The organism is Cyanobium sp. PCC 7001 (genome assembly GCF_000155635.1).
Taxonomy (GTDB): Bacteria; Cyanobacteriota; Cyanobacteriia; order PCC-6307; family Cyanobiaceae; genus NIES-981.
Genome location: NZ_DS990556.1, coordinates 374,518 through 392,142 on the forward strand (window position 1 = coordinate 374,518; position 17,625 = coordinate 392,142).

Consider the following 17,625-nt stretch of genomic DNA (forward strand, 5'->3'; position numbering starts at 1 on the left):
TTCCACCTGGTCCTGCATGAGGGCGATCAGGGGTGAGATCACCACCGCCAGCCCTGGCCGGCACAACGCCGGCACCTGATAGCAGAGCGACTTGCCGCCGCCTGTGGGCATCAGCACCAGCCCGGATCCGCCGCCGATCACATGGCGCACGATCGCCTCCTGGGGGCCGCGGAACGCCTGGTAGCCGAACACCTGCTGCAGCACGGCCCGGGGGTCTGCGGAGGGCTCGCTGGGCACCACGGCGCTCAAGGGGCTGGCTGCTGCGGGGGGATCTTCCAGAATGCCTCCAACCCCGTGGCTGCGATGGCCCCGTCTTCCCGCAGCAGCACCTTGCCCAGCAGCTCCCGCAGCACCGCCGCGGCCTGGGCCTTCCTCGCCCCGGCCCTGGTGCTGATCGGCCTCTCGGTGCTGATCCCGGCGGCGATGGCGCTGCTGATGAGCTTCACCCAGGCGGGCCTGGATGTGAGCGAGCCCCTGCGCTTCGTGGGCCTGGCCAACGTGCGGCGGCTCCTGGCCGATCCGATGTTCTTCCGGGTCACGGGCACCACCTTCCTCTATCTGATCGGTGTGGTGCCACCGGTCGTGCTCGGTGCCCTGGCGCTGGCGGTGCTGGTGAACCGCCAGCTGCCCGGGATCCACTGGTTCCGGGCCGCCTTCTACACGCCGGTGCTGGTGTCGATCGTGGTGGCGGCGATCGCCTTCCGCTGGCTCTACGCCGAGAACGGCCTGATCAACGGCTGGCTCACGGCCCTGCTCGGCGACGCCTTCAGCCCGATCGGCTTCCTCACCTCGCCGCTGCTGGCCCTGCCCTCGGTGATGCTCGTCACCCTCTGGAAGGGACTGGGCTACTACATGGTGATCTTCCTGGCGGGCCTGCAGGGCATCTCGGCCGATCTCTACGAGGCCGCCGCGCTTGATGGCAGCGAGGGCTGGCGCAAGCACGTGGACATCACCCTGCCCCTGCTGCGCCCCTACCTCACGCTGGTGGCGGTGATCTCGGCGATCGCGGCCACCAAGGTGTTCGAGGAGGTGTACCTGATGACCCAGGGCGGCCCTGCCGACTCCACCCGCACCCTTGTGTACTACGTGTACGACCAGGCCTTCTCCGAACTCGAGATCAGTTACGCCTGCACCGTTGGGCTGGCCCTGTTCCTGATCGTGCTGGTGCTGAGCCTGATCCGCTTCGCCTTCGCCGGGGAGCGGGGCCTCACCTGAGCGCTCATGCGGTGGACCTGGCCCTGGGCCCTGCCTAGGGTGATGCCACCGGGTCGCTCCCGCCAATGGCCCCATCCCCCGGCCCCAGTGCCCAGCCCCGCAGCCCCCAGCCCCGGACGTCCCAGGCCCTCAAGGAGCGACAGCTGCTCGGCTGGCTGAGCCTCCTGCTGGCGCTGGTGCTGTGTGGACTGATCGTGATGCGGGCCCGGCAGGCCGCCCGTGACGGCAACCGGGAGCTTCAGAACGACACCTACTGGGTGCTGGTGTCCCCGGTGGCCTTCTCGATCCTTGGCGTGCTGCTGCTGCGACCGTCCCGGCAACGTCCTGGGTCGTCCGCGGGCCCCCGCCTGGGTTTCGGCGCCACCGCCGCCGCAGCCCGTTCCGGCCTGGATCGCTCCAGCGCGGAAGCGGCCGCGGCGACCGCCCAGCTGCAGCATCTGGAGCAGTCCAGCCAGCGCCAGGTGCAGATGGCCCGCTCGGAAGCGGAGGCCGCCCGGGCCGCGGCCCAGGCGAGCCAGCAGGAGCTGGAACGGGTATCGGCCGGTGCCTCCGAGGCGATCGCTGTCCTCGAGGCCAGGCTGCTGCAGGCGGAGCGGGAGCGCGACCAGGCCTTCAGCCAGGTGCAGGACCTCTCCTCCTCCCCGACCGGCACCAGCGACGACCCGGCTCTCAGGGCCGCCGAACGGGCCCAACGCCGGGCGGAAACCCTGCTGGCGGGCCTGCAGGACGAGCTCCAGCAGGCCCGCACGCTGCTTGCTTCCCTCAGCAGCGGTCAGCCGGAGAGCCTCGTGCAGAGCCGGCGCCAGGCCGCCCTTGCTCTGGAGGCGGCCCAGAGCGCCTGCCGCGAGGTGGAGCGGCTGCAGGCACTGCAGGAGCAGCAGCTGGGCGAGGCCCGGCTGCTGCTGGAGCGCTGTGCCCAGGTGGAGCAGGGCGATCTCGCCACCGTGCGGCGGGAGGTGGAGCAGGCCCTCGCCGCGGCCCGCTCCGCCCGCCAGGAAGCCTCCGACCTGGCGGACGCGGCCACCACCCGCATGGAACGGTTGAGCCAGGACATCCAGCAGGCCCAGCAGGCCAGCCAGGCGGCGGCCCAGCAGCTCGGGCAGGTGCTGCACCAGGCCGACCAGATGCGGCAGGACACCCGCCAGCGCGCCGATGAGCAGGAACGCCGTCTGGACGAGCTGGTGGCCCAGGTGGACGCTGAGCTCAAGCAGGCCCGGGAGAGGAACGCCGCTGCCCGGCGCAGCAGCGAGGAGGCTCTGCAGCTGGTGGACCGCCTGGAGCAGGTGGTGTTCGCCTATCCCCCCGCGGCGGGGATGCCGGCGGCGACGGCGCCCGGCCGCACTCCCGAGGATCCCGCCTACCGGGACGCCTGCGGCGAGCTCGGGGTGGTGCCCGGAAGCCCGTGGCAGCAGGTGCGGGCCGCCTGGCGCCGTAACCTGCTTCAGTGGCACCCCGATCAGGGAGGCGATCCCAACCTCTGGTCCCGGCGCCAGGCGGCCTACCAGCTGCTCGAAGCCTGGTATGCCTTCAAGGGGGAGCCCTGACGCCAGCGGTTCCTGCTCGCCCCCCGTCCGTGCTGCCCTTGATGGTCGATTCCCTCGTCGAAGTGCTCAGTGCCGCCGCCGCCGGAGATGCCGCCGCTGCTGCCGATGGCTCCGGGAAGGTGGCCACGGCCCGGCGGATCGGGGTGGTGGGCGGCGGCCAGCTGGCCTGGATGCTGGCGGGGGCGGCGAAGGAGCTCGGCATCGCCGTGGACGTGCAGACCCCTTCGCGCCACGACCCGGCGGTGAGGATGGCGGCGCAGGTGGTGGAGGCCGATCTGCAGGATGGTGAGGCCACCCGCCGGCTGGCCAGCGGCTGCCAGGCGATCACCTTCGAGAACGAGTGGGTCGATCTCGAGGCCCTGGCTGTCCTCGAGGCCGAGGGGGTGCGGTTCGTGCCGAGCCTCAGGGCCCTGGAACCGCTGGTCAACAAGCGCAGCCAGCGGGAGCTGCTGCAGCGTCTCAACCTGCCGGCCCCCGCCTGGTTGCCCCTGGCCGATCTCGTTGCGGCCGCGCCCTCGGGCTTGGAGCTGTCGCCCCAGCCGCAGCAGGAGCATCCGCTTCAGCCGGGCGACCCCATGGCGGCCCAGCCGATGGGCGGCCCCACCCTGCCGCAGGGCTGGACCTACCCGGTGATGGCCAAGGCGGCCACGGGCGGCTACGACGGCAAGGCCACCCTGGTGCTGCGGGAGCCCCGTGACCTGGAGGCCCTGCTGGAGAGTGTCGATCCCGCCAACTGGATCGTGGAACGGTTCGTGGCCTTCGATCTCGAGCTCTCGCAGCTGGTGTGCCGCGATCAGCAGGGCCAGGTGCGCTGCTACCCCCTGGTGCAGACCCACCAGCACCACCGCGTCTGCGACTGGGTGCTCGCCCCCGCCGCCGTGCCCCATGCCGTGCAGGCCTTCGCGCGCAACATCGCCGTGTCGCTGCTCACCGCCATCGATTACGTGGGGGTGCTCTCCATCGAGCTCTTCTACGGGCCTGAGGGTCTGCAGATCAACGAGATCGCCCCGCGCACCCACAATTCCGGCCATGTCACGATCGAGGCCTCCCATACCAGCCAGTTCGCCCAGCAGGCGCGCATCGTGGCGGGCCTGCCGATGGGGGAGGTGGAGCTGAAGGTCCCCGGCGCCCTGATGGTGAACCTGCTCGGTTTCGAGCGCTCCGAGAGTGCCTACGACGACCAGCGCCAGGCCCTGGCAAGCCTTCCCCAGGCGCGGCTGCACTGGTACGGCAAACAGGGCTCCTCCCTCGGCCGCAAGCTCGGCCACATCACCCTGTTGCTGGATGGCGCCACGGCCGAGGAACGGCAGCGCCAGGCCGAGCAGCGCCTCGCGCAGGTCCGGGCCATCTGGCCGCGCCCCGTGTACTGAATCCTGCTCACGGATGCAGCGCTGGGGCAGGAGTGGTGCACACCCTGCCAACAACCGCCTTAGAGTTCCAGCGGACTGCCTCGTTGGTGACTGCCTTCTACAGTTTTCTGATCTGACTCCTCTTTCGACATGGGGAGTCTGCAGCGGAAGCGACGTAGACCGGCCCCGCTGCCGGAAACGAAGCCCCGCCCCTGACACCCCTTCTGGTTCCACCAGGTCGAACACTGGGGCAAGACGGCGCGGCGGTCCAACCCAATTCCCTCCAGCCCTCGATCCGGTGGCCGGCCTGGTCACGGGCGCCATCGGCGGTCATGGTGGGATCAGCGGCATGCGGACGCGGCGATGGCCTCCTCTTCCCCCCGTCAGCCTGCGGACATGAGCTTTCAGCAGGCCTTCACCACCTTGCTGTCCCTGGCACCGGGGCCTGTGTTCCCCCGGGCCCGGCAGCTCTACCTGCGCAAGTATCCGCTCGAGGGGGCCCCGGAGCGTCAGGAGTCATCGGCGGTGGCGAACCGCTTCCGCACCTTTCTGCTGCAGGAGGAAATCCAGGAGGGCAGCGACGGGCTCTACCGGGTGCGGGGCCTCCGGTTCGCCGTGGTGCACTGGCAGGCTCCCCAGACCAATCCCGCCGATTACCTCACCTTTCTGCGGGAGCGCTGGGATCTCCAGCCCGACGACCTCAGCCTCCAACCCGAGAGCTGGTTCCGCAATGGCGGCGCCTGGGCCTCCTTCAGCGCCATGGCCGTCTACGAGCGGCACGGCGGTGGCGAGCTGCGGATGAGCCTGGGGGGCGGTCAGTCCTCCAACAACTGATCCACCAGCTCCTGCAACTCCTCCCGGTTGGCGGTGGTGATCACGAACACCTCCTGGGCACTGGTGCCCCGTCGGGCCAGCAGCTTGTGGCCCCCGCGGATCGGGGTGGACACCCGCAGCCGCAGGCCCGGGCTGCGCCCCTTCACCCGGCTGAGCACCGCCGGGGTCACCGTGTCCACTCCCGGGAGTCGGGCCAGCCGCTGCAACAGCGGAATCAGACCCTCGAGGTAGGTGCTGTGGGTGATCACCACCCGTCCCATCAGTCCCGCTCCAGGGGGGCCATGGTCAGTCCTTCGGCGCCCAGCTGCTGGTGGTACAGCTCGGCCTGCTCCTGGGGACCGCACCACACCACGGCGGAGCCTTCCGCGTCGATGCGGTGGGCCAGTTCCCAGGCCCGGTCAGGTTGCATGCCGGGAATGAACCGCACCAGGCACTCCACCACGTGCTGGAAGGTGTTGATGGCGTCGTCCAGCACCACCACCCGGTAGTTGGGGTACGGCTGACGCAGCTGCTGCCGTTCGCGGACGGCGACGGGAGACGAACGCACCATGGGCGGCCTGTTCGATGTGGCAGGAGCCTAGGTACAGTGCCCCCACGCCACGCGGATCCGGCATGTTGATCACCCTGGGATGGGCCTCACTGGCTGCCCTGTTCAGCTTCTCCATCGCCATGGTGGTGTGGGGTCGCCACGGTGACGGCAGCATCAAATTCTGATCCTTTCCCTCCTTTCCGTCTCCCATCCCTTGGCTGATCTGCCCTTCAGCAGCACCCAGCTTCTGGCTGGCCTCGCTTCGGCGCTGCTGCTGTTCGTCAGCGGCGGAGTGATCTACCTGTCGGTGGTGGAGTGGCGCGACCGCCGCCGCCGGCGGGACACCGACAAGGGGAACCCGGCCAGACCCACCGTCAAGCCCGGCGCCAAGGTCACCGCGAAGGCCAGGACCAAGCCGGCAGCCGCTCGGCCGTCGTCCGGCATCGCCCAGGGCCGCCGCTTTCCCTCCCAGGGACAGTCGCCACGGTCGTGACACCGTCCCTTGCCCCTTGGTCGTGGACCAAGGCAGATGCGCTGCTGGTGCCACCGGCTGAGGTGGAGCAGGCCGCTCCCCCGCTATCCGGGTCCGCCGGCCGTGTGCTCGATGCACTGGCGCAGGCCCACCAGGACCTGGAAGGCCGCCTCCTGGATCGCGACCAGCTGAACTCCAGCCCCCTGCCTGGCCTCGCCCTGGCGCTGCTCGAGCGCCCCTGGGATGGCGCGGATCGGATGCTGCTGCAGCAACGGGCCGATGCCCTGCGCCGCCGGCTGGCGGGCGACACGGTCACCTACGTGGTGAACCGCAACCTCAATGCCTCGAACCACTGCGTCAAGCACTGTTCCTTCTGTGCCTTTCGCCGTGACCCCGGAGAGCCCGGTGCCTACTGGCTCGGTGGCGAGGAGCTGGCCCAGCGTGCCGCCCAGGCGAGGAGCCTGGGGGCCACCGAGCTGTGCCTGCAGGGCGGCCTCAACCCCGCCGCGCGCCTCGATGGCAGCCAGCTGGCCCACGCCGAGCAGCTGCTGCGCCAGCTGCAGCGGGCGGCGCCGGGACTCCACCTGCACGCCTTCTCGCCCCAGGAGCTCCTGTTCTTCGCCGAGCAGGACGGGCTTCCCCTGGACACCGTGCTGCAGCGGCTCAGGCGGGCCGGCCTGGGCTCAGTCCCCGGCACCGCCGCCGAGGTGCTCAGCGAGCGCGTGCGCCGGGTGCTGTGCCCGGAAAAGCTCACTGCCCGCCAGTGGGTGGCGGTGATGCTGCAGGTGCAGGCCCAGGGCCTGGCGGCCACATCCACATTGATGGCCGGCCACCTCGAAGCCCCGGCCGACCTCGCCGCCCACCTGCTCACCCTGGTGACCCTCCAGTCCCAGGCCCGCGCCCAGGGCCTCCAGGGGTTCACCGAGTTCGTGCTGCTGCCGTTCGTGGGGTCGGCGGCACCGGCGCCGCTGCGCAGCCGGGTGGGCCGCGACCAACCCGACCTGGAGGCGATGCTGCTGCTCACGGCCCAGGCCCGGCTGATCCTGGGGCCCTGGATCCCCAACCATCAGCCCAGCTGGGTGAAGCTCACCCTGGCCGGCGCCCGGGAGGCCCTGCGCTGGGGGTGCAACGACCTGGGCGGCACCCTCATGGAGGAGCACATCACCACCATGGCGGGGGCCCGTGGTGGCACCGCCCAGAGCCCTGCAGCCCTCCGTGAGGCCGCCCGGCAGCTGGGACGGCCGGCACGGCAGCGCACCACCCTCTACACGCCGGTGCCATGACCTGGCGAAGCCTCAACTGGCCCGCCGCAAGCGGGCTGAAGCTGCATGGGCCGCGGCTTCCCCTGCGGATCACGGCCGCCACCACGCTGCTGCTGCTGCTGGGGCCGGCCGTGGCGCTGTGGCAGCTGCCGCGGCCGCGGGCCGAGGGGCTGGCTCGCCTGCTGGCCCAGGCGGCCCTGCTGCAGAGCTTTCCGGCGGCTCCCAGCCGGCCGGTGCCGCGGCTCTGGCAGGAGCGCCTCGGTGCAGCCACCGCCACCCGGCTCTGGTCCCAGCAGCGCCGTCTGTGGTGGCAGTTCTGGGGCCGCCAGGGGGACGGCCCCGCCTATCTGGTGCTGCCCATGCCCCGGCCCATGCTCACCGGCGCCCTGGCCCGCCCCGCCCACAGCGTCGTGGTGGACGACCTGCTGGTGGTGGCCGCCGATCCCCTCTCCCATCGCCTGCTCACCGATGAGCTCAGGCGGTTGCCCCGCCAGCGCCGCGGCCTCGAGCAACGCTGCCTGGCGCGGCTGGAGCGGGAGCAGGCGGCCTTCTGGACCTCCGGCGCCTTCGGGGTGATGGCCGGCCCGGTGGCACCGCTGCTGCAGAGCTTCCAGGAGGGGTGTGTGAGCCTGGAGCTCAGCGGTGGCGATCTGGCGGCCCGGGGAGAAGCGGCTGGGGTCGCCGCTCTCCTCGCCCCCGAGCCCCCCGCCGTGAGCGAGGCCCAGGTCAGCTCCGTGCGGCGTGGGCAGCCGCTGGAGGGCGGCAGCCTGCTGGTGCTGGAGGGGCGCAGCCTGGACGTGCTGCTCCAGGGCCTGCTCGGCCGCCAGCTGATCCGCGACCCCCTCGCCACCCGCTACGGGGTCGGCCCTGCCGAGCTGGCGCTGCTGCGGCGCAGTCCGTTCCGTCTGTCCCTGCGCCCGTTGCCATCCGGCCCCTTTCAGGCCGGTCTACTGCTCCAGCTCGCCCCCGGCGCCGACCGGCGGGTGTGGGCCGAGCTGCTCAACCAGTTGCGCGAGCGCCTCGAGCAGGAGGGCCTCAGCGACGCGGCAGCTCCTGCCGTGCGCCCTGCCGGTGAGCCCGTGGGCTCCACCACGCTGCCCGCCAGCGTCTGGCGCCGGGAGGACGGGGTTGTGGTGGGCGGATGGCGCTGGATCAGCCGGCCGGGCGCCGCGCCGGAACTGCTGCTCTTTCTGGGGCCTGACCCCACGCCTGCCGCGTCGGTTCCGGTGGCCACGGGTGCCGAGGCCCCCCTGCTTCGCCTGGACCTTCAGCCGAAGGGGCTGGCCGGCCTGGGGCTGATGCCCCCCAGCCTGCCGGTCACCCTGATCAACGCCGAGCGGTTCACCGTGGTGGCCGAGAGACCGGCGGACGAACGCAGACCGATCAGTGCGCTGTGGGGGCGTCTGCAGGTGCCGACGGCGCAGCGGGAGCCGCCTCCGCCTCCGGCGCGCTCTCCATCGCCGTCTCCGCAGCCACCTCCGTCAGGGACCCCGCAGCCGCGTCCCTGAGGGCGGCCTGTTGCCGTTCCCGCTTGCGGCGCTCGGCCGCCACGGTTTCCTCCATCAGCGCCACCGCCTGGGCGAGTTTCTCCAGATTGGTTGCGTAGAGGCTGAGGTCCTTGTCGACCCGCTCCCGCAACAGCCCGATCGCACCGGCGAGTTCCTGCGCGAAGGAGCGCAGGGTGCCTGGATCCATCGCGTCCGCCCCCTGGGCCTCCTCCAGCAGGCTGAGCAGTCCCACGGCCATCAGACGCGAGTAGTGGAAATCGGGACGGCGGATGCTGGCCAGGGCCGAGGCCAGGGGCTCGGGTGCACCGTCCCCCTGCCGCTCGATCCAGCCTTTCACTTCCTCCACGCTGTGGTTGCCCATGGCCGCGCGGCTCGCTTCCGCTTCACGGCGCAGGGCCTCGGCGTCGAAGCCGGTGGCCGAGCAGAGGGCGGCCAGCAGGACGGGCTTGTGCTCGCTGGGCCGGTACCCCTTGGCAAAGCCGTCGAACACCTGGATCAGGCCGCAGGCGAACAGCGGGTTGGCCTCGAAACCGCGCTGCCGGCTCAGGAGGTGCAGCTCCACCAGCAGCTCGTCCACCATGCGCCGGTACAGGGGCGCAATCACGTAGGGGAAGGCGCGGTGAAAAGCCCGCTTGCTGTCGGAGACGGTCAGGGCGGCGCTCACTCTGCTCGGCATCAGGGGTGAGGCGACCCTAGCCGCCCAGGCTCAGTAGGATCGCGCCAGTTCATTCACCATCCCCATGATCCCGATCGTGATTGAGGAGTCGGGCCGGGGAGAACGCGCGTTCGACATCTATTCCCGGCTGCTGCGGGAACGGATCGTGTTTCTCGGGGAGCCGGTGACGGCCGAGTCCGCCAACCGGATCGTTGCCCAGTTGCTGTTCCTCGAAGCGGAAGACCCGGAGAAGGACATCTTCCTGTACATCAACTCCCCAGGCGGTTCCGTCTACGACGGTCTCGGCATCTTCGACACCATGCAGCACATCAAGCCCGATGTGCAGACGGTGTGCGTCGGTCTGGCGGCGTCCATGGGCGCCTTCCTGCTCTGCGCGGGCACCAAGGGAAAGCGCAGCAGCCTCACCCACTCGCGGATCATGATTCACCAGCCCCTCGGTGGTGCCCGCGGCCAGGCCAGCGACATCCGCATCCAGGCCGACGAGATCCTCTACCTCAAGCAGAAGCTGAATCAGGAGCTGGCCGACCGCACCGGTCAGCCCATGACCCGCATCGAGGAGGACACTGACCGCGACTTCTTCATGTCACCGGCCGAGGCCATGGCCTACGGCCTGATCGACAAGGTGATCGAGAAGCGCGCGGTGCGCCCGGTCTGACGCGGGGCGCCCGCTCTGACAGCACGGTCCTGGTGTCTGCGGTCCGGACTCTGCCGGACCCCGGATTCGGAGAGGGACACAGAGAAAAGGGCTCACCAGGATCCTCTGGTGAGCCCTTTTGTGTTCCCCAAGGTTCCTGGAGGTTGGGGTCGTGGAGGTTGTCGCGGCGGCTCCGCTCAGGCGGCCGGGAAGGCCGCTTCGGTGAGCAACGGCGAGAACCGCTCCTTCTCGGGAATGGTGGTGAATTCCGACACCAGGGCGCGGAACTCATCTCCATCGAGGCTTTCCTTCTCGATCAGGAGCTCCACCACCCGGTCCATGCAGGTGCGGTGCTCGGCCACCAGACGCACCGTGTCCTCGTAGCAGGTCTGCACGATCTGGCGCACGGCATCGTCGATGCGGCTGGCCATCCGGTCGGAGCCGTCACTGCGGGTCATCAGATCGCGCCCGAGGAACACCTCCTGATTGCCCGCCTCCAGGGAGAACTGACCGAGGTCGCTCATGCCGAAGCGGGTGACCATCTGGCGGGCGATCGAGGCCACCTGCTGGATGTCACCACCGGCGCCGGTGGTCACCTCGGCATGGCCGAAGACCACCTCCTCGGCGGCGCGACCGCCCAGGGCGCCCATGATCCGGGCCCGGAGCTGGGCCTTGCTCACCAGCATCTGCTCCTCGTCCGGTGAGAACCAGGTGAGGCCCTGGGCCTGGCCCCGCGGAATCAGGGTGACCTTCTGCACCGGGTCGTGGGCCTTGACCAGGGTGCCCACCAGGGCGTGGCCCACCTCGTGGTAGGCGATCAGACGCTTGCTGCGACCATCGGTGAGGGGCTTGCCCTCCATGCCGGCGATCACCCGGTCCACGGCATCGTCGATCTCCGCCAGGGTGGTGGCCTCCTTGCGGCGACGGGCCGTGAGGATGGCCGCCTCGTTGAGGAGGTTGGCCAGGTCGGCCCCAGAGAAGCCCGGGGTGCGGCGGGCGATGGTCTCGAGACTCACGTCCTCGGCCAGCTTCTTGTTGCGGGAATGCACCTTCAGGATGGAGAGGCGGCCCTTGATGTCGGGCACATCCACCTGCACCTGACGATCGAAGCGGCCGGGCCGCAGCAGCGCTGAATCGAGCACATCGGCCCGGTTGGTGGCCGCAATGATGATGATGCCGCTGTTGCCCTCGAAGCCATCCATCTCGGTGAGCAGCTGGTTGAGGGTCTGCTCCCGCTCATCGTTGCCGCCGCCCACGCCGGCGCCCCGCTGGCGGCCCACCGCATCGATCTCGTCGATGAAGATCAGGCAGGGGCTGTTCTCCTTGGCGCGCTTGAACAGGTCGCGCACGCGGCTGGCGCCCACGCCCACGAACATCTCCACGAACTCCGAGCCGGAGAGGGAGAAGAACGGCACCCCGGCTTCGCCGGCGATGGCCTTGGCCAGCAGCGTCTTGCCGGTGCCGGGGGGGCCCACCAGCAGCACCCCCTTGGGGATGCGGGCGCCCACGGAGGTGAAGCGTTCAGGGGTCTTCAGGAAGGTCACCACCTCCTCGAGGTCCTGCTTGGCTTCCTCCACGCCAGCCACGTCATCGAACTTCACGCCGGTTTCGGCTTCCATGGCGAAACGCGCCTTGGTCTTGCCGAACTGCATGGCCTGGCCCGGACCACCGGGCATGCCGCTGGAACGGCGGGCCAGGAAGATCAGCGAACCGATCAGCAGCAGGGGGAACAGCAGGTTGCCAAGGATGCCCAGCACGGGTGGCGCCTGCCGCGGGGGATGGACGTCGAAGCTGATGCCCTGATCCTTGAGCTTGTTCACCAGCTCGGGGGCCACGCCGGGCAGGTCCACCCGCAGACGCTGCACCCGGTTGTCCAGCTCGGGATCCACTGCCTCGATCACGGCGCTGCGGCCTCCATCGAAGATGTCGACGGCCGTCACCCGGCCTGCATCCACATAGTCGAGGAAACGGCCGTAGCTCATGCGGGCCACGGCGGCATTGCGAGGTGCAGTGGTGGGGCCCTTCGGGCTGAGGTTGCCGATCCCGCCGCTGCTGAGGATCTGCCAGCCGAGGAAGGCCACCACTGCCAGCGGCAGGAGCCAGAGAACGATCAGACGCCAGCGCTGGTTCATAGCTGAGACACTTTCTTAACAAGTGTAACGGCGGGATCAGGCCGCTGGCCTCGCGGGCCCTTCCGCTCAGACCGCCGAGACCCAGGCCTCCACCAGGTCACCGTTGCCTTTGCTGAAGCTCAACCCGCGTGGTCTCTGGCTGCCTGCGCCCCCCGATTTGGGCGATTCTGCTGCAGCACGCTCCGGTGGAGGAGGTTCATCGGCGCCCGCTTCGATCTCGAGATCGGCCACCGCCAGGGTCTCGATCAGCTCAGGCCCGCCGAGCCCATGGGTCCAGATCTTCAGTTCCGACGCGGGAGGGCAGGAGAAGCTGAGCAGCTCAAAGGGGAACACCACCCGTTCGAGGAAGAACTGTTCGGGCCCGACGCAGCGGGCGATCACCATGCGATCGCTGCTGTTCCGGTATCCGCATTCCAGCCAGGTCAAGGTGATTACCACATGCAATGAGACCTATCAAGCCATTGAATGCCCCGGGGGTTTGGTGACCTTCGCCACGGTTTCAGCATCTGCCGGCCTGGCTTAAGACTTTTTTCGGGATCTCGCCAACGCCATGGCAGCTCTGCCTTGAGTCTCAGAGGCTGCGCAGCGCCACGATCGGGTCGAGCTGGGAGGCCCGCCGGGCCGGCAGGACTCCGAAGAACAGGCCGATCGAGCCCGACAGCCCCACCGTGAGCAGGATCGTGCCCGTGCCGATCGTGGCCGGCAGGGGCGTGACCAGAGCCACCAGGCTCACGGTGCCCACCCCCACGGCGGTGCCGATCGCACCTCCGAGGCTGGCCAGCACCAGCGACTCCACCAGGAACTGGAGCAGCACGTCGCCGCTGCGGGCACCGAGCGCCTTGCGCAGCCCGATCTCCGCCGTGCGCTCACTCACCGACACCAGCATGATGTTCATGATGCCGATGCCCCCCACCAGCAGGGACACGGCGCCGATCGCCGCCAGCATCAGGGTGAGGCCGCCCGTGATGGTGCTCACGATGGTGAGGGCATCCTGCTGGGAGCGGACGGCGAAGTCGTCCTCCCGCAGGATGTTGTGCCGCTGGCGCAACAGGTTGGTGATCTGGAAGGCGGCGGCGTTGATGCTCTGGCCGTCGCGGGCCTCCACGCTGATGAAATTGAGACTCACCCCGTAGGTGGGATCACGGCCCGAGAGCTTGCTCACCATGGTGGTGAGCGGCACGTAGGCGTTCTCGTCCTGGTTCTGGCCGAACACCGCTCCCTTCGCCTCCAGCACGCCGATCACCTCGAAGGGCTGGGTGCGGATGCGGAGGGTGCGGCCCACGGCGGTGCCCCCGGGAAACATCTTCTCGGCCAGATCGGGCCCGATCACCGTCACGCTGCGGGCGGCCTCCAGATCGCTGGCCGAGATGAAGCGGCCGCGCGCCATCTCGAACTGACGCACCGGCAGGAAGTCAGGCGTGATGCCGTTCACCGAGGTGGAGCTGCTGAGGCCGCCGGCCTGCACCACCTCGCTGAGGGTGATCTGGGGGGCCACCCGCTTCACGGAGGGCACCTGCTCGCCGATCGCCTGGGCGTCCTCCAGCACCAGGGTCTTGGGGAAGTCGATGCCCTGGCGACGGGTGTCGTTGTTTCCCGGCACCACGAAGAGCACATTGGCCCCGAGGTTGCTCAGCTGCCCTTCGGCCAGGTTCTGGGCGCCGCGGCCCACTCCCACCAGGGTGATCACGGAGGCATTGCCGATCACGATGCCCAGCATCGTGAGCAGGCTGCGCAGGCGGTTGGCGCGCAGCGTGGCCAGGGCCATGCCCACCGTTTCGCCCAGGGAGAGCTTCGAGGCCATGGGATCGGAGCAGGGCCCTAGACGATGGCGCCGATCGGGTCGGCGTTGTGGCTGCGGGCGCCGCGGTGCACCAGGCCGTGGTGCAGGTCCAGGGTCACGATCTCCCCGTCGCGCAGGCTCTCGAGGGCGTTGGTGACGCCCACGATCGCCGGGATGCCGGTGCGCTGGGCGATCACGGCAGCGTGGCTTTCGGCACCGCCCGTCTCGGCGATCACGGCCTTGGCCCGGCGGAAGGCCTCCACGAAGGCGGCGCTGGTCTCCCGCACCACCAGGATCTCGCCGGTCTGGATGGCGGCGGCATCCTCGGCCCGGGTCACGACCCGCACCCGCCCGCTCACCGAGCCGGTGCCGATGCCCAGGCCGCGGGGCAGCACCGCAGTCACGATGCCCACCTTGATGAAGTCGGTGGACCCGCTCACACCGGCCAGGGTGCCCGCGGTCTGCACCACCAGGTCGCCGTCCTGAAGGAAACCGCCGTCGCGGGCCAGGCCCATCGCCAGGCTGAAGGTGCTGGTGGTGGAGGTCTGCTCGGGCACGAGCAGCGGATTCACCCCCCAGATCAGCTGCAGCTGGCGGGCTACCTGGGGCTCGCTGGTCACCGCCAGGATCGGGGTGCTGGGCCTGAACTTGCTCACGTTGCGGGCGGTGGCACCGCTCTTGGTGAGGGGCAGGATCGCCGCCGCGTTGAGGTTGCGGGCGATGTTGCTCACCGCCTGGCAGATGGCGTTGGGAATGGTGGTGGCCATGCGGCTGTCGATCAGCCGCTTGGGGTAGTCGCGCTCGATGCGACGGGCGATCGTGGCCATGGTGGCCACCGCCTCCACCGGGTAGTCGCCCACGGCACTCTCGTTGGAGAGCATCACGGCGTCCGTGCCATCGAGGATGGCGTTGGCCACATCACTCACCTCGGCGCGGGTGGGCCGCGGGCAGCTCACCATCGAATCCAGCATCTGGGTGGCGGTGATGACCGGAATCCCCAGGCTGTTGGCCTTGCGGATCAGTTCCTTCTGCAGCAGCGGCACTTCCTCAGCCGGCATCTCCACCCCGAGATCGCCGCGGGCCACCATCACGCCATCGCACAACATCAGGATGTCGTCGATCTGATCGATGGCCTCGAATTTCTCGATCTTGGCCACCACGGGCGTGGTATGGCCCTGGCTGGCGATCAGATCCTTGATCTCCTGGAGGTCGGAGGGGTTGCGGACGAAGCTGAGGGCCACCCAGTCCACGCCGTGCTGCAGTCCGAAGGTGAGATCGGCCCGATCCTTGTCGGTGAGGGCGCGGATCGAGAGCTGAACATCGGGGAAGTTCACCCCTTTGTTGTTGCTCAACACCCCACCCACGCTGACGCTGCAATGGAGGGTGTGATCGGCCGTGTTCACCGATTCCACGCACATCTCCACGCGGCCGTCATCCAACAGGATGCGGCTGCCCGGGGTCACCTCATCGGCCAGCTTGGCGTAGGTGACGGTGGCGATCTCCTGGTTGCAGGCCACGTCCCGGGAGGTGAGGCTGAAGCTGGCACCCCGGGCCAGGGTGATCGGGCCATCGGCGAATCGACCCAGGCGGATCTTCGGACCCTGGAGATCCTGAAGAATCCCCACATGCACGCCCATCTCCACCGAAACCTGGCGGATTGTGGCGATGCGGGCGGCGTGGTCGCTGTGGTCGCCGTGGGAGAAGTTGAGCCGGAAGGTGGTGGCGCCGGCCTCGATGAGTGCCTTGAGACGTTCGGGAGATTCGGTGGCGGGCCCGATCGTGGCGACGATCTTGGTGCGACGCATGAGATCGGGCTGGGGCATCGCGATGGCGAAGTTAAGGCCGAAACTACCATCGGGCCCTGTCTCAGGGCTGGCACGAATGGACTTTCAGACCTACCAGGAACGGTCCCGCCGTACGGCCCTCTACCCGGGCGTCGGCCAGAACCCCATCTACCCCACCCTGGGCCTCTGCGGTGAGTCGGGTGAGGTGGCCGACAAGGTGAAGAAGGTGCTGCGCGATCGCGGCGGTGTGTTCAGTGACGAGGTGCGTGCGGCGTTGCAGCTGGAACTGGGCGATGTGCTCTGGTACGTGGCCCAGCTGGCCACGGAACTGGGGCTGGATCTCGACAGCGTGGCCAGCGCCAATCTCGAGAAGCTGGCCAGTCGCGCCGCCCGTAACGTGATCGGAGGCGATGGCGACCAGCGATGAAGGCCCTGAAGCGACTGTTGCCGGCCCTGGGGCTGATCGCGGGGCTGCTGCTGCTCGCACCGGCCGCCTGGGCCATCGATCTGCAGGTGCAGGAGGTGACCCTGGAGCCCTGCCCGGCTGACGATGTGGCCGCCCAGCCGGAGCTGCGGCGGCCCGCCGGGGCCAGTTGCTACGCCATGCGCGGCACCGTGGTGAACGACCGCCGCAAGCCGGTGGTGGACACCGACGTGTTCGCCCTGATCGTCGATTCCAGCGGCGAGCCGGTGCTGCAGAACCGCACCCGGGTGGGCTCCATCGGCGATGTGCCTCCCGGCAGCTCCAGCTTTGCCCTGCGGCTGGCAGTGCCGGCGGGCACCCCCAGGCCCATCAGCTTCCGCATCCTCAAGGCCCGCGGTTTCAACGCGCCTGTCCGGACCAGGGCCGGCGTCGAGGATGAACTGCTGCCGCTGGAGCAGGATCTGGCCGGCTGAGATCGGCTCACTCAGTACAGCCCGCTCAGTACAGCGTTCCGCTCAGTACATCGAGGCCATCATGCTGACGCTGGCACTGCCCAGCAGCTGCTGTCCCAGGCTGAGGGCCAGGAACGCCAGGATCGCCGAGAGATCGAGTCCACCGATCGGCGGGATCAGGCCGCGGAACACATTCAGGTAGGGGTCGGTGATCGAGCTGACGCTGGAGAGCACCGGATTGCTCCAGTCCAGATTCGGGAACCAGCTCAGCAGCACCCGCACCAGCAGGATCAGGGAATAGATCTCCAGTGTGCGGCTGAGCACACTCAGCACCTGGGCGACGACGTCCATGGGACCACGGGATGAATCCCGACTCTATGCAGCCCGCCGCGGTTGGGGCTGCAGTTCCTCGGCCTTCACCGCGAAGGTGCGGTGGAATTTCTCGCTGAGGCTCAGCCAGTAGGAGCGTCCGTCGCTCTGGCGCCGCCGCTCGATGAAGTTCTGGCTGAGCAGCTCCTTGATGTGGTCGTAGGCGCCCGACCCCCGCAGATCCACCAATTCCGACTGCAGGATGCGTTTCTTGAGGGCGATGGTGGCCAGGGTGCGCAGGGCCGCCGTGGACAGATCCACCGGCACCAGGTTCTGCACGAGGTCGGCCAGGCTCTCCCGCAGCTGCAGTCCGTAGTGCTGCCCGTCCTGGCGGATCTCCAGGGCCGTGTCGCGATGGGCGTAGTCGGCCATCAGGGTGATCAGGCCCAGCTCGGCCGTGGCCGCCTCCACCCCGGCGATCGCCGCCAGTTCCTGCAGGCTGAGGGGGCGGCCCTTGAGGTAGAGGATCGCCTCCAGGTGGGCCGGCAGCGACAGGTTCGGAACGGCCGCTGCGGGGGGCTGGGGGGTGGGGGCTTCAGGATCCACGCCCATGGCGCTCAGCCCAGGACATGGAGGCAAGGTAAGGGAGGCTGAGCCGCTTGTCTGCCCCTTGCCGGCGGAACAGCGGCTGTCTGAATGGTTCCAGTCGGACTGGTGCGGC

20 protein-coding genes and 1 other RNA gene are annotated in these 17,625 nt (G+C 69.4%); 11 read left to right on the forward strand and 10 right to left on the reverse strand.

What is annotated here, in order from left to right; genetic code table 11:
* Positions 1-240 (reverse strand): DEAD/DEAH box helicase (locus tag CPCC7001_RS15685; RefSeq protein ID WP_225867264.1); only part of this gene is annotated, 240 nt, incomplete at its 3' end.
* Positions 241-303: 63 nt separating this feature from the next.
* On the opposite strand from CPCC7001_RS15685, the gene CPCC7001_RS01845 reads away from it, so the two are divergent.
* The 5 genes from CPCC7001_RS01845 (at position 304) to CPCC7001_RS01860 (ending at position 4,942) form a co-directional block, all read left to right on the forward strand.
* Positions 304-1,215: a carbohydrate ABC transporter permease gene (locus CPCC7001_RS01845; RefSeq protein ID WP_006911674.1), complete on the forward strand. Its 912-nt coding sequence runs from the start codon at positions 304-306 to the stop codon at positions 1,213-1,215.
* Between the two features lie 65 nt (positions 1,216-1,280).
* Positions 1,281-2,759: a J domain-containing protein gene (locus tag CPCC7001_RS01850; RefSeq protein WP_006909797.1), complete on the forward strand. Its 1,479-nt coding sequence runs from the start codon at positions 1,281-1,283 to the stop codon at positions 2,757-2,759.
* Between the two features lie 41 nt (positions 2,760-2,800).
* Entirely contained in the window at positions 2,801-4,129 is a 1,329-nt protein-coding gene (locus CPCC7001_RS01855; protein ID WP_156796644.1) for a 5-(carboxyamino)imidazole ribonucleotide synthase, read from the forward strand.
* A 69-nt stretch (positions 4,130-4,198) separates the two neighbouring features.
* A non-coding RNA gene (ssrS, locus tag CPCC7001_RS14245) (6S RNA) lies at positions 4,199-4,382 on the forward strand.
* Between the two features lie 89 nt (positions 4,383-4,471).
* Positions 4,472-4,942 carry a hypothetical protein gene (locus tag CPCC7001_RS01860; protein ID WP_156796645.1) on the forward strand — a complete coding sequence of 157 codons (471 nt, stop codon included), beginning with the start codon at positions 4,472-4,474 and terminating at the stop codon, positions 4,940-4,942.
* Here CPCC7001_RS01860 and CPCC7001_RS01865 read toward each other — a convergent pair.
* A complete protein-coding gene (locus tag CPCC7001_RS01865) occupies positions 4,924-5,202 on the reverse strand; it encodes a DUF2103 domain-containing protein (RefSeq protein ID WP_043368476.1) in 279 nt (92 codons plus the stop codon). The genes CPCC7001_RS01860 and CPCC7001_RS01865 overlap by 19 nt on opposite strands.
* A complete protein-coding gene (clpS, locus tag CPCC7001_RS01870) occupies positions 5,202-5,492 on the reverse strand; it encodes an ATP-dependent Clp protease adapter ClpS (RefSeq protein ID WP_043368478.1) in 291 nt (96 codons plus the stop codon). The genes CPCC7001_RS01865 and clpS overlap by 1 nt, the downstream gene beginning before the upstream one ends.
* A gap of 62 nt (positions 5,493-5,554) precedes the next feature.
* On the opposite strand from clpS, the gene petN reads away from it, so the two are divergent.
* The 3 genes from petN (at position 5,555) to CPCC7001_RS01880 (ending at position 7,226) form a co-directional block, all read left to right on the forward strand.
* Positions 5,555-5,656: a cytochrome b6-f complex subunit PetN gene (gene petN / locus CPCC7001_RS14250; protein WP_071778245.1), complete on the forward strand. Its 102-nt coding sequence runs from the start codon at positions 5,555-5,557 to the stop codon at positions 5,654-5,656.
* Between the two features lie 29 nt (positions 5,657-5,685).
* The gene (locus tag CPCC7001_RS01875; protein WP_006911157.1) at positions 5,686-5,964 is read left to right on the forward strand and encodes a hypothetical protein; all 279 of its coding nucleotides are present in this window, start codon (positions 5,686-5,688) and stop codon (positions 5,962-5,964) included.
* Positions 5,965-6,101: 137 nt separating this feature from the next.
* Positions 6,102-7,226 carry a CofH family radical SAM protein gene (locus CPCC7001_RS01880; protein ID WP_369699353.1) on the forward strand — a complete coding sequence of 375 codons (1,125 nt, stop codon included), beginning with the start codon at positions 6,102-6,104 and terminating at the stop codon, positions 7,224-7,226.
* Positions 7,227-8,588: 1,362 nt separating this feature from the next.
* Here CPCC7001_RS01880 and psb29 read toward each other — a convergent pair.
* Positions 8,589-9,377, reverse strand: a complete 789-nt coding sequence (gene psb29, locus CPCC7001_RS14255) for a photosystem II biogenesis protein Psp29 (RefSeq protein WP_156796646.1) — start codon at positions 9,375-9,377, stop codon at positions 8,589-8,591.
* 76 nt (positions 9,378-9,453) lie between these two features.
* On the opposite strand from psb29, the gene clpP reads away from it, so the two are divergent.
* A complete protein-coding gene (gene clpP / locus CPCC7001_RS01895; RefSeq protein WP_006911090.1) occupies positions 9,454-10,044 on the forward strand; it encodes an ATP-dependent Clp endopeptidase proteolytic subunit ClpP in 591 nt (196 codons plus the stop codon).
* 176 nt (positions 10,045-10,220) lie between these two features.
* On the opposite strand, the gene ftsH is transcribed toward clpP, so the two are convergent.
* From ftsH to pyk, 4 genes are all read right to left on the reverse strand, one after another.
* Entirely contained in the window at positions 10,221-12,155 is a 1,935-nt protein-coding gene (gene ftsH, locus CPCC7001_RS01900) for an ATP-dependent zinc metalloprotease FtsH (RefSeq protein WP_006911435.1), read from the reverse strand.
* A 66-nt stretch (positions 12,156-12,221) separates the two neighbouring features.
* Positions 12,222-12,593: a DUF1830 domain-containing protein gene (locus tag CPCC7001_RS14725; protein WP_225867145.1), complete on the reverse strand. Its 372-nt coding sequence runs from the start codon at positions 12,591-12,593 to the stop codon at positions 12,222-12,224.
* A gap of 133 nt (positions 12,594-12,726) precedes the next feature.
* Positions 12,727-13,956, reverse strand: coding sequence for an ABC transporter permease (locus CPCC7001_RS01910; RefSeq protein ID WP_006910335.1), 1,230 nt, complete (start codon positions 13,954-13,956; stop codon positions 12,727-12,729).
* 17 nt (positions 13,957-13,973) lie between these two features.
* The gene (gene pyk / locus CPCC7001_RS01915; protein WP_006910362.1) at positions 13,974-15,758 is read right to left on the reverse strand and encodes a pyruvate kinase; all 1,785 of its coding nucleotides are present in this window, start codon (positions 15,756-15,758) and stop codon (positions 13,974-13,976) included.
* A gap of 58 nt (positions 15,759-15,816) precedes the next feature.
* Between pyk and CPCC7001_RS01920 the strand changes: the two genes are divergently transcribed.
* The gene (locus tag CPCC7001_RS01920; protein WP_006909560.1) at positions 15,817-16,146 is read left to right on the forward strand and encodes a nucleoside triphosphate pyrophosphohydrolase family protein; all 330 of its coding nucleotides are present in this window, start codon (positions 15,817-15,819) and stop codon (positions 16,144-16,146) included.
* On the forward strand, positions 16,143-16,616 hold the full coding sequence (locus CPCC7001_RS01925) for a hypothetical protein (RefSeq protein WP_043368481.1): 474 nt from the start codon (positions 16,143-16,145) through the stop codon (positions 16,614-16,616). Before CPCC7001_RS01920 ends, CPCC7001_RS01925 begins: the two co-directional genes overlap by 4 nt.
* A 42-nt stretch (positions 16,617-16,658) precedes the next feature.
* On the opposite strand, the gene CPCC7001_RS01930 is transcribed toward CPCC7001_RS01925, so the two are convergent.
* Together CPCC7001_RS01930 and scpB are read right to left on the reverse strand one after the other, a co-directional pair.
* A complete protein-coding gene (locus CPCC7001_RS01930) occupies positions 16,659-16,946 on the reverse strand; it encodes a YggT family protein (protein ID WP_006911009.1) in 288 nt (95 codons plus the stop codon).
* A gap of 24 nt (positions 16,947-16,970) precedes the next feature.
* On the reverse strand, positions 16,971-17,516 hold the full coding sequence (gene scpB / locus CPCC7001_RS01935; protein ID WP_006911175.1) for an SMC-Scp complex subunit ScpB: 546 nt from the start codon (positions 17,514-17,516) through the stop codon (positions 16,971-16,973).
* Positions 17,517-17,625 lie beyond the last annotated feature (109 nt).

Excerpts from the sequence above, each read along its gene's own strand:
- CPCC7001_RS01845 (WP_006911674.1), top strand. The coding sequence starts at position 304 with ATGGCCCCGTCTTCCCGCAGCAGCACCTTGCCCAGCAGCTCCCGCAGC.
- CPCC7001_RS01850 (WP_006909797.1), top strand. The coding sequence starts at position 1,281 with ATGGCCCCATCCCCCGGCCCCAGTGCCCAGCCCCGCAGCCCCCAGCCC.
- CPCC7001_RS01855 (WP_156796644.1), top strand. The coding sequence starts at position 2,801 with ATGGTCGATTCCCTCGTCGAAGTGCTCAGTGCCGCCGCCGCCGGAGAT.
- CPCC7001_RS01860 (WP_156796645.1), top strand. The coding sequence starts at position 4,472 with ATGGCCTCCTCTTCCCCCCGTCAGCCTGCGGACATGAGCTTTCAGCAG.
- CPCC7001_RS01865 (WP_043368476.1), bottom strand. The coding sequence starts at position 5,202 with ATGGGACGGGTGGTGATCACCCACAGCACCTACCTCGAGGGTCTGATT.
- clpS (WP_043368478.1), bottom strand. The coding sequence starts at position 5,492 with ATGGTGCGTTCGTCTCCCGTCGCCGTCCGCGAACGGCAGCAGCTGCGT.
- petN (WP_071778245.1), top strand. The coding sequence starts at position 5,555 with ATGTTGATCACCCTGGGATGGGCCTCACTGGCTGCCCTGTTCAGCTTC.
- clpP (WP_006911090.1), top strand. The coding sequence starts at position 9,454 with ATGATCCCGATCGTGATTGAGGAGTCGGGCCGGGGAGAACGCGCGTTC.
- ftsH (WP_006911435.1), bottom strand. The coding sequence starts at position 12,155 with ATGAACCAGCGCTGGCGTCTGATCGTTCTCTGGCTCCTGCCGCTGGCA.
- CPCC7001_RS01910 (WP_006910335.1), bottom strand. The coding sequence starts at position 13,956 with ATGGCCTCGAAGCTCTCCCTGGGCGAAACGGTGGGCATGGCCCTGGCC.
- pyk (WP_006910362.1), bottom strand. The coding sequence starts at position 15,758 with ATGCCCCAGCCCGATCTCATGCGTCGCACCAAGATCGTCGCCACGATC.
- CPCC7001_RS01920 (WP_006909560.1), top strand. The coding sequence starts at position 15,817 with ATGGACTTTCAGACCTACCAGGAACGGTCCCGCCGTACGGCCCTCTAC.
- CPCC7001_RS01925 (WP_043368481.1), top strand. The coding sequence starts at position 16,143 with ATGAAGGCCCTGAAGCGACTGTTGCCGGCCCTGGGGCTGATCGCGGGG.
- CPCC7001_RS01930 (WP_006911009.1), bottom strand. The coding sequence starts at position 16,946 with ATGGACGTCGTCGCCCAGGTGCTGAGTGTGCTCAGCCGCACACTGGAG.
- scpB (WP_006911175.1), bottom strand. The coding sequence starts at position 17,516 with ATGGGCGTGGATCCTGAAGCCCCCACCCCCCAGCCCCCCGCAGCGGCC.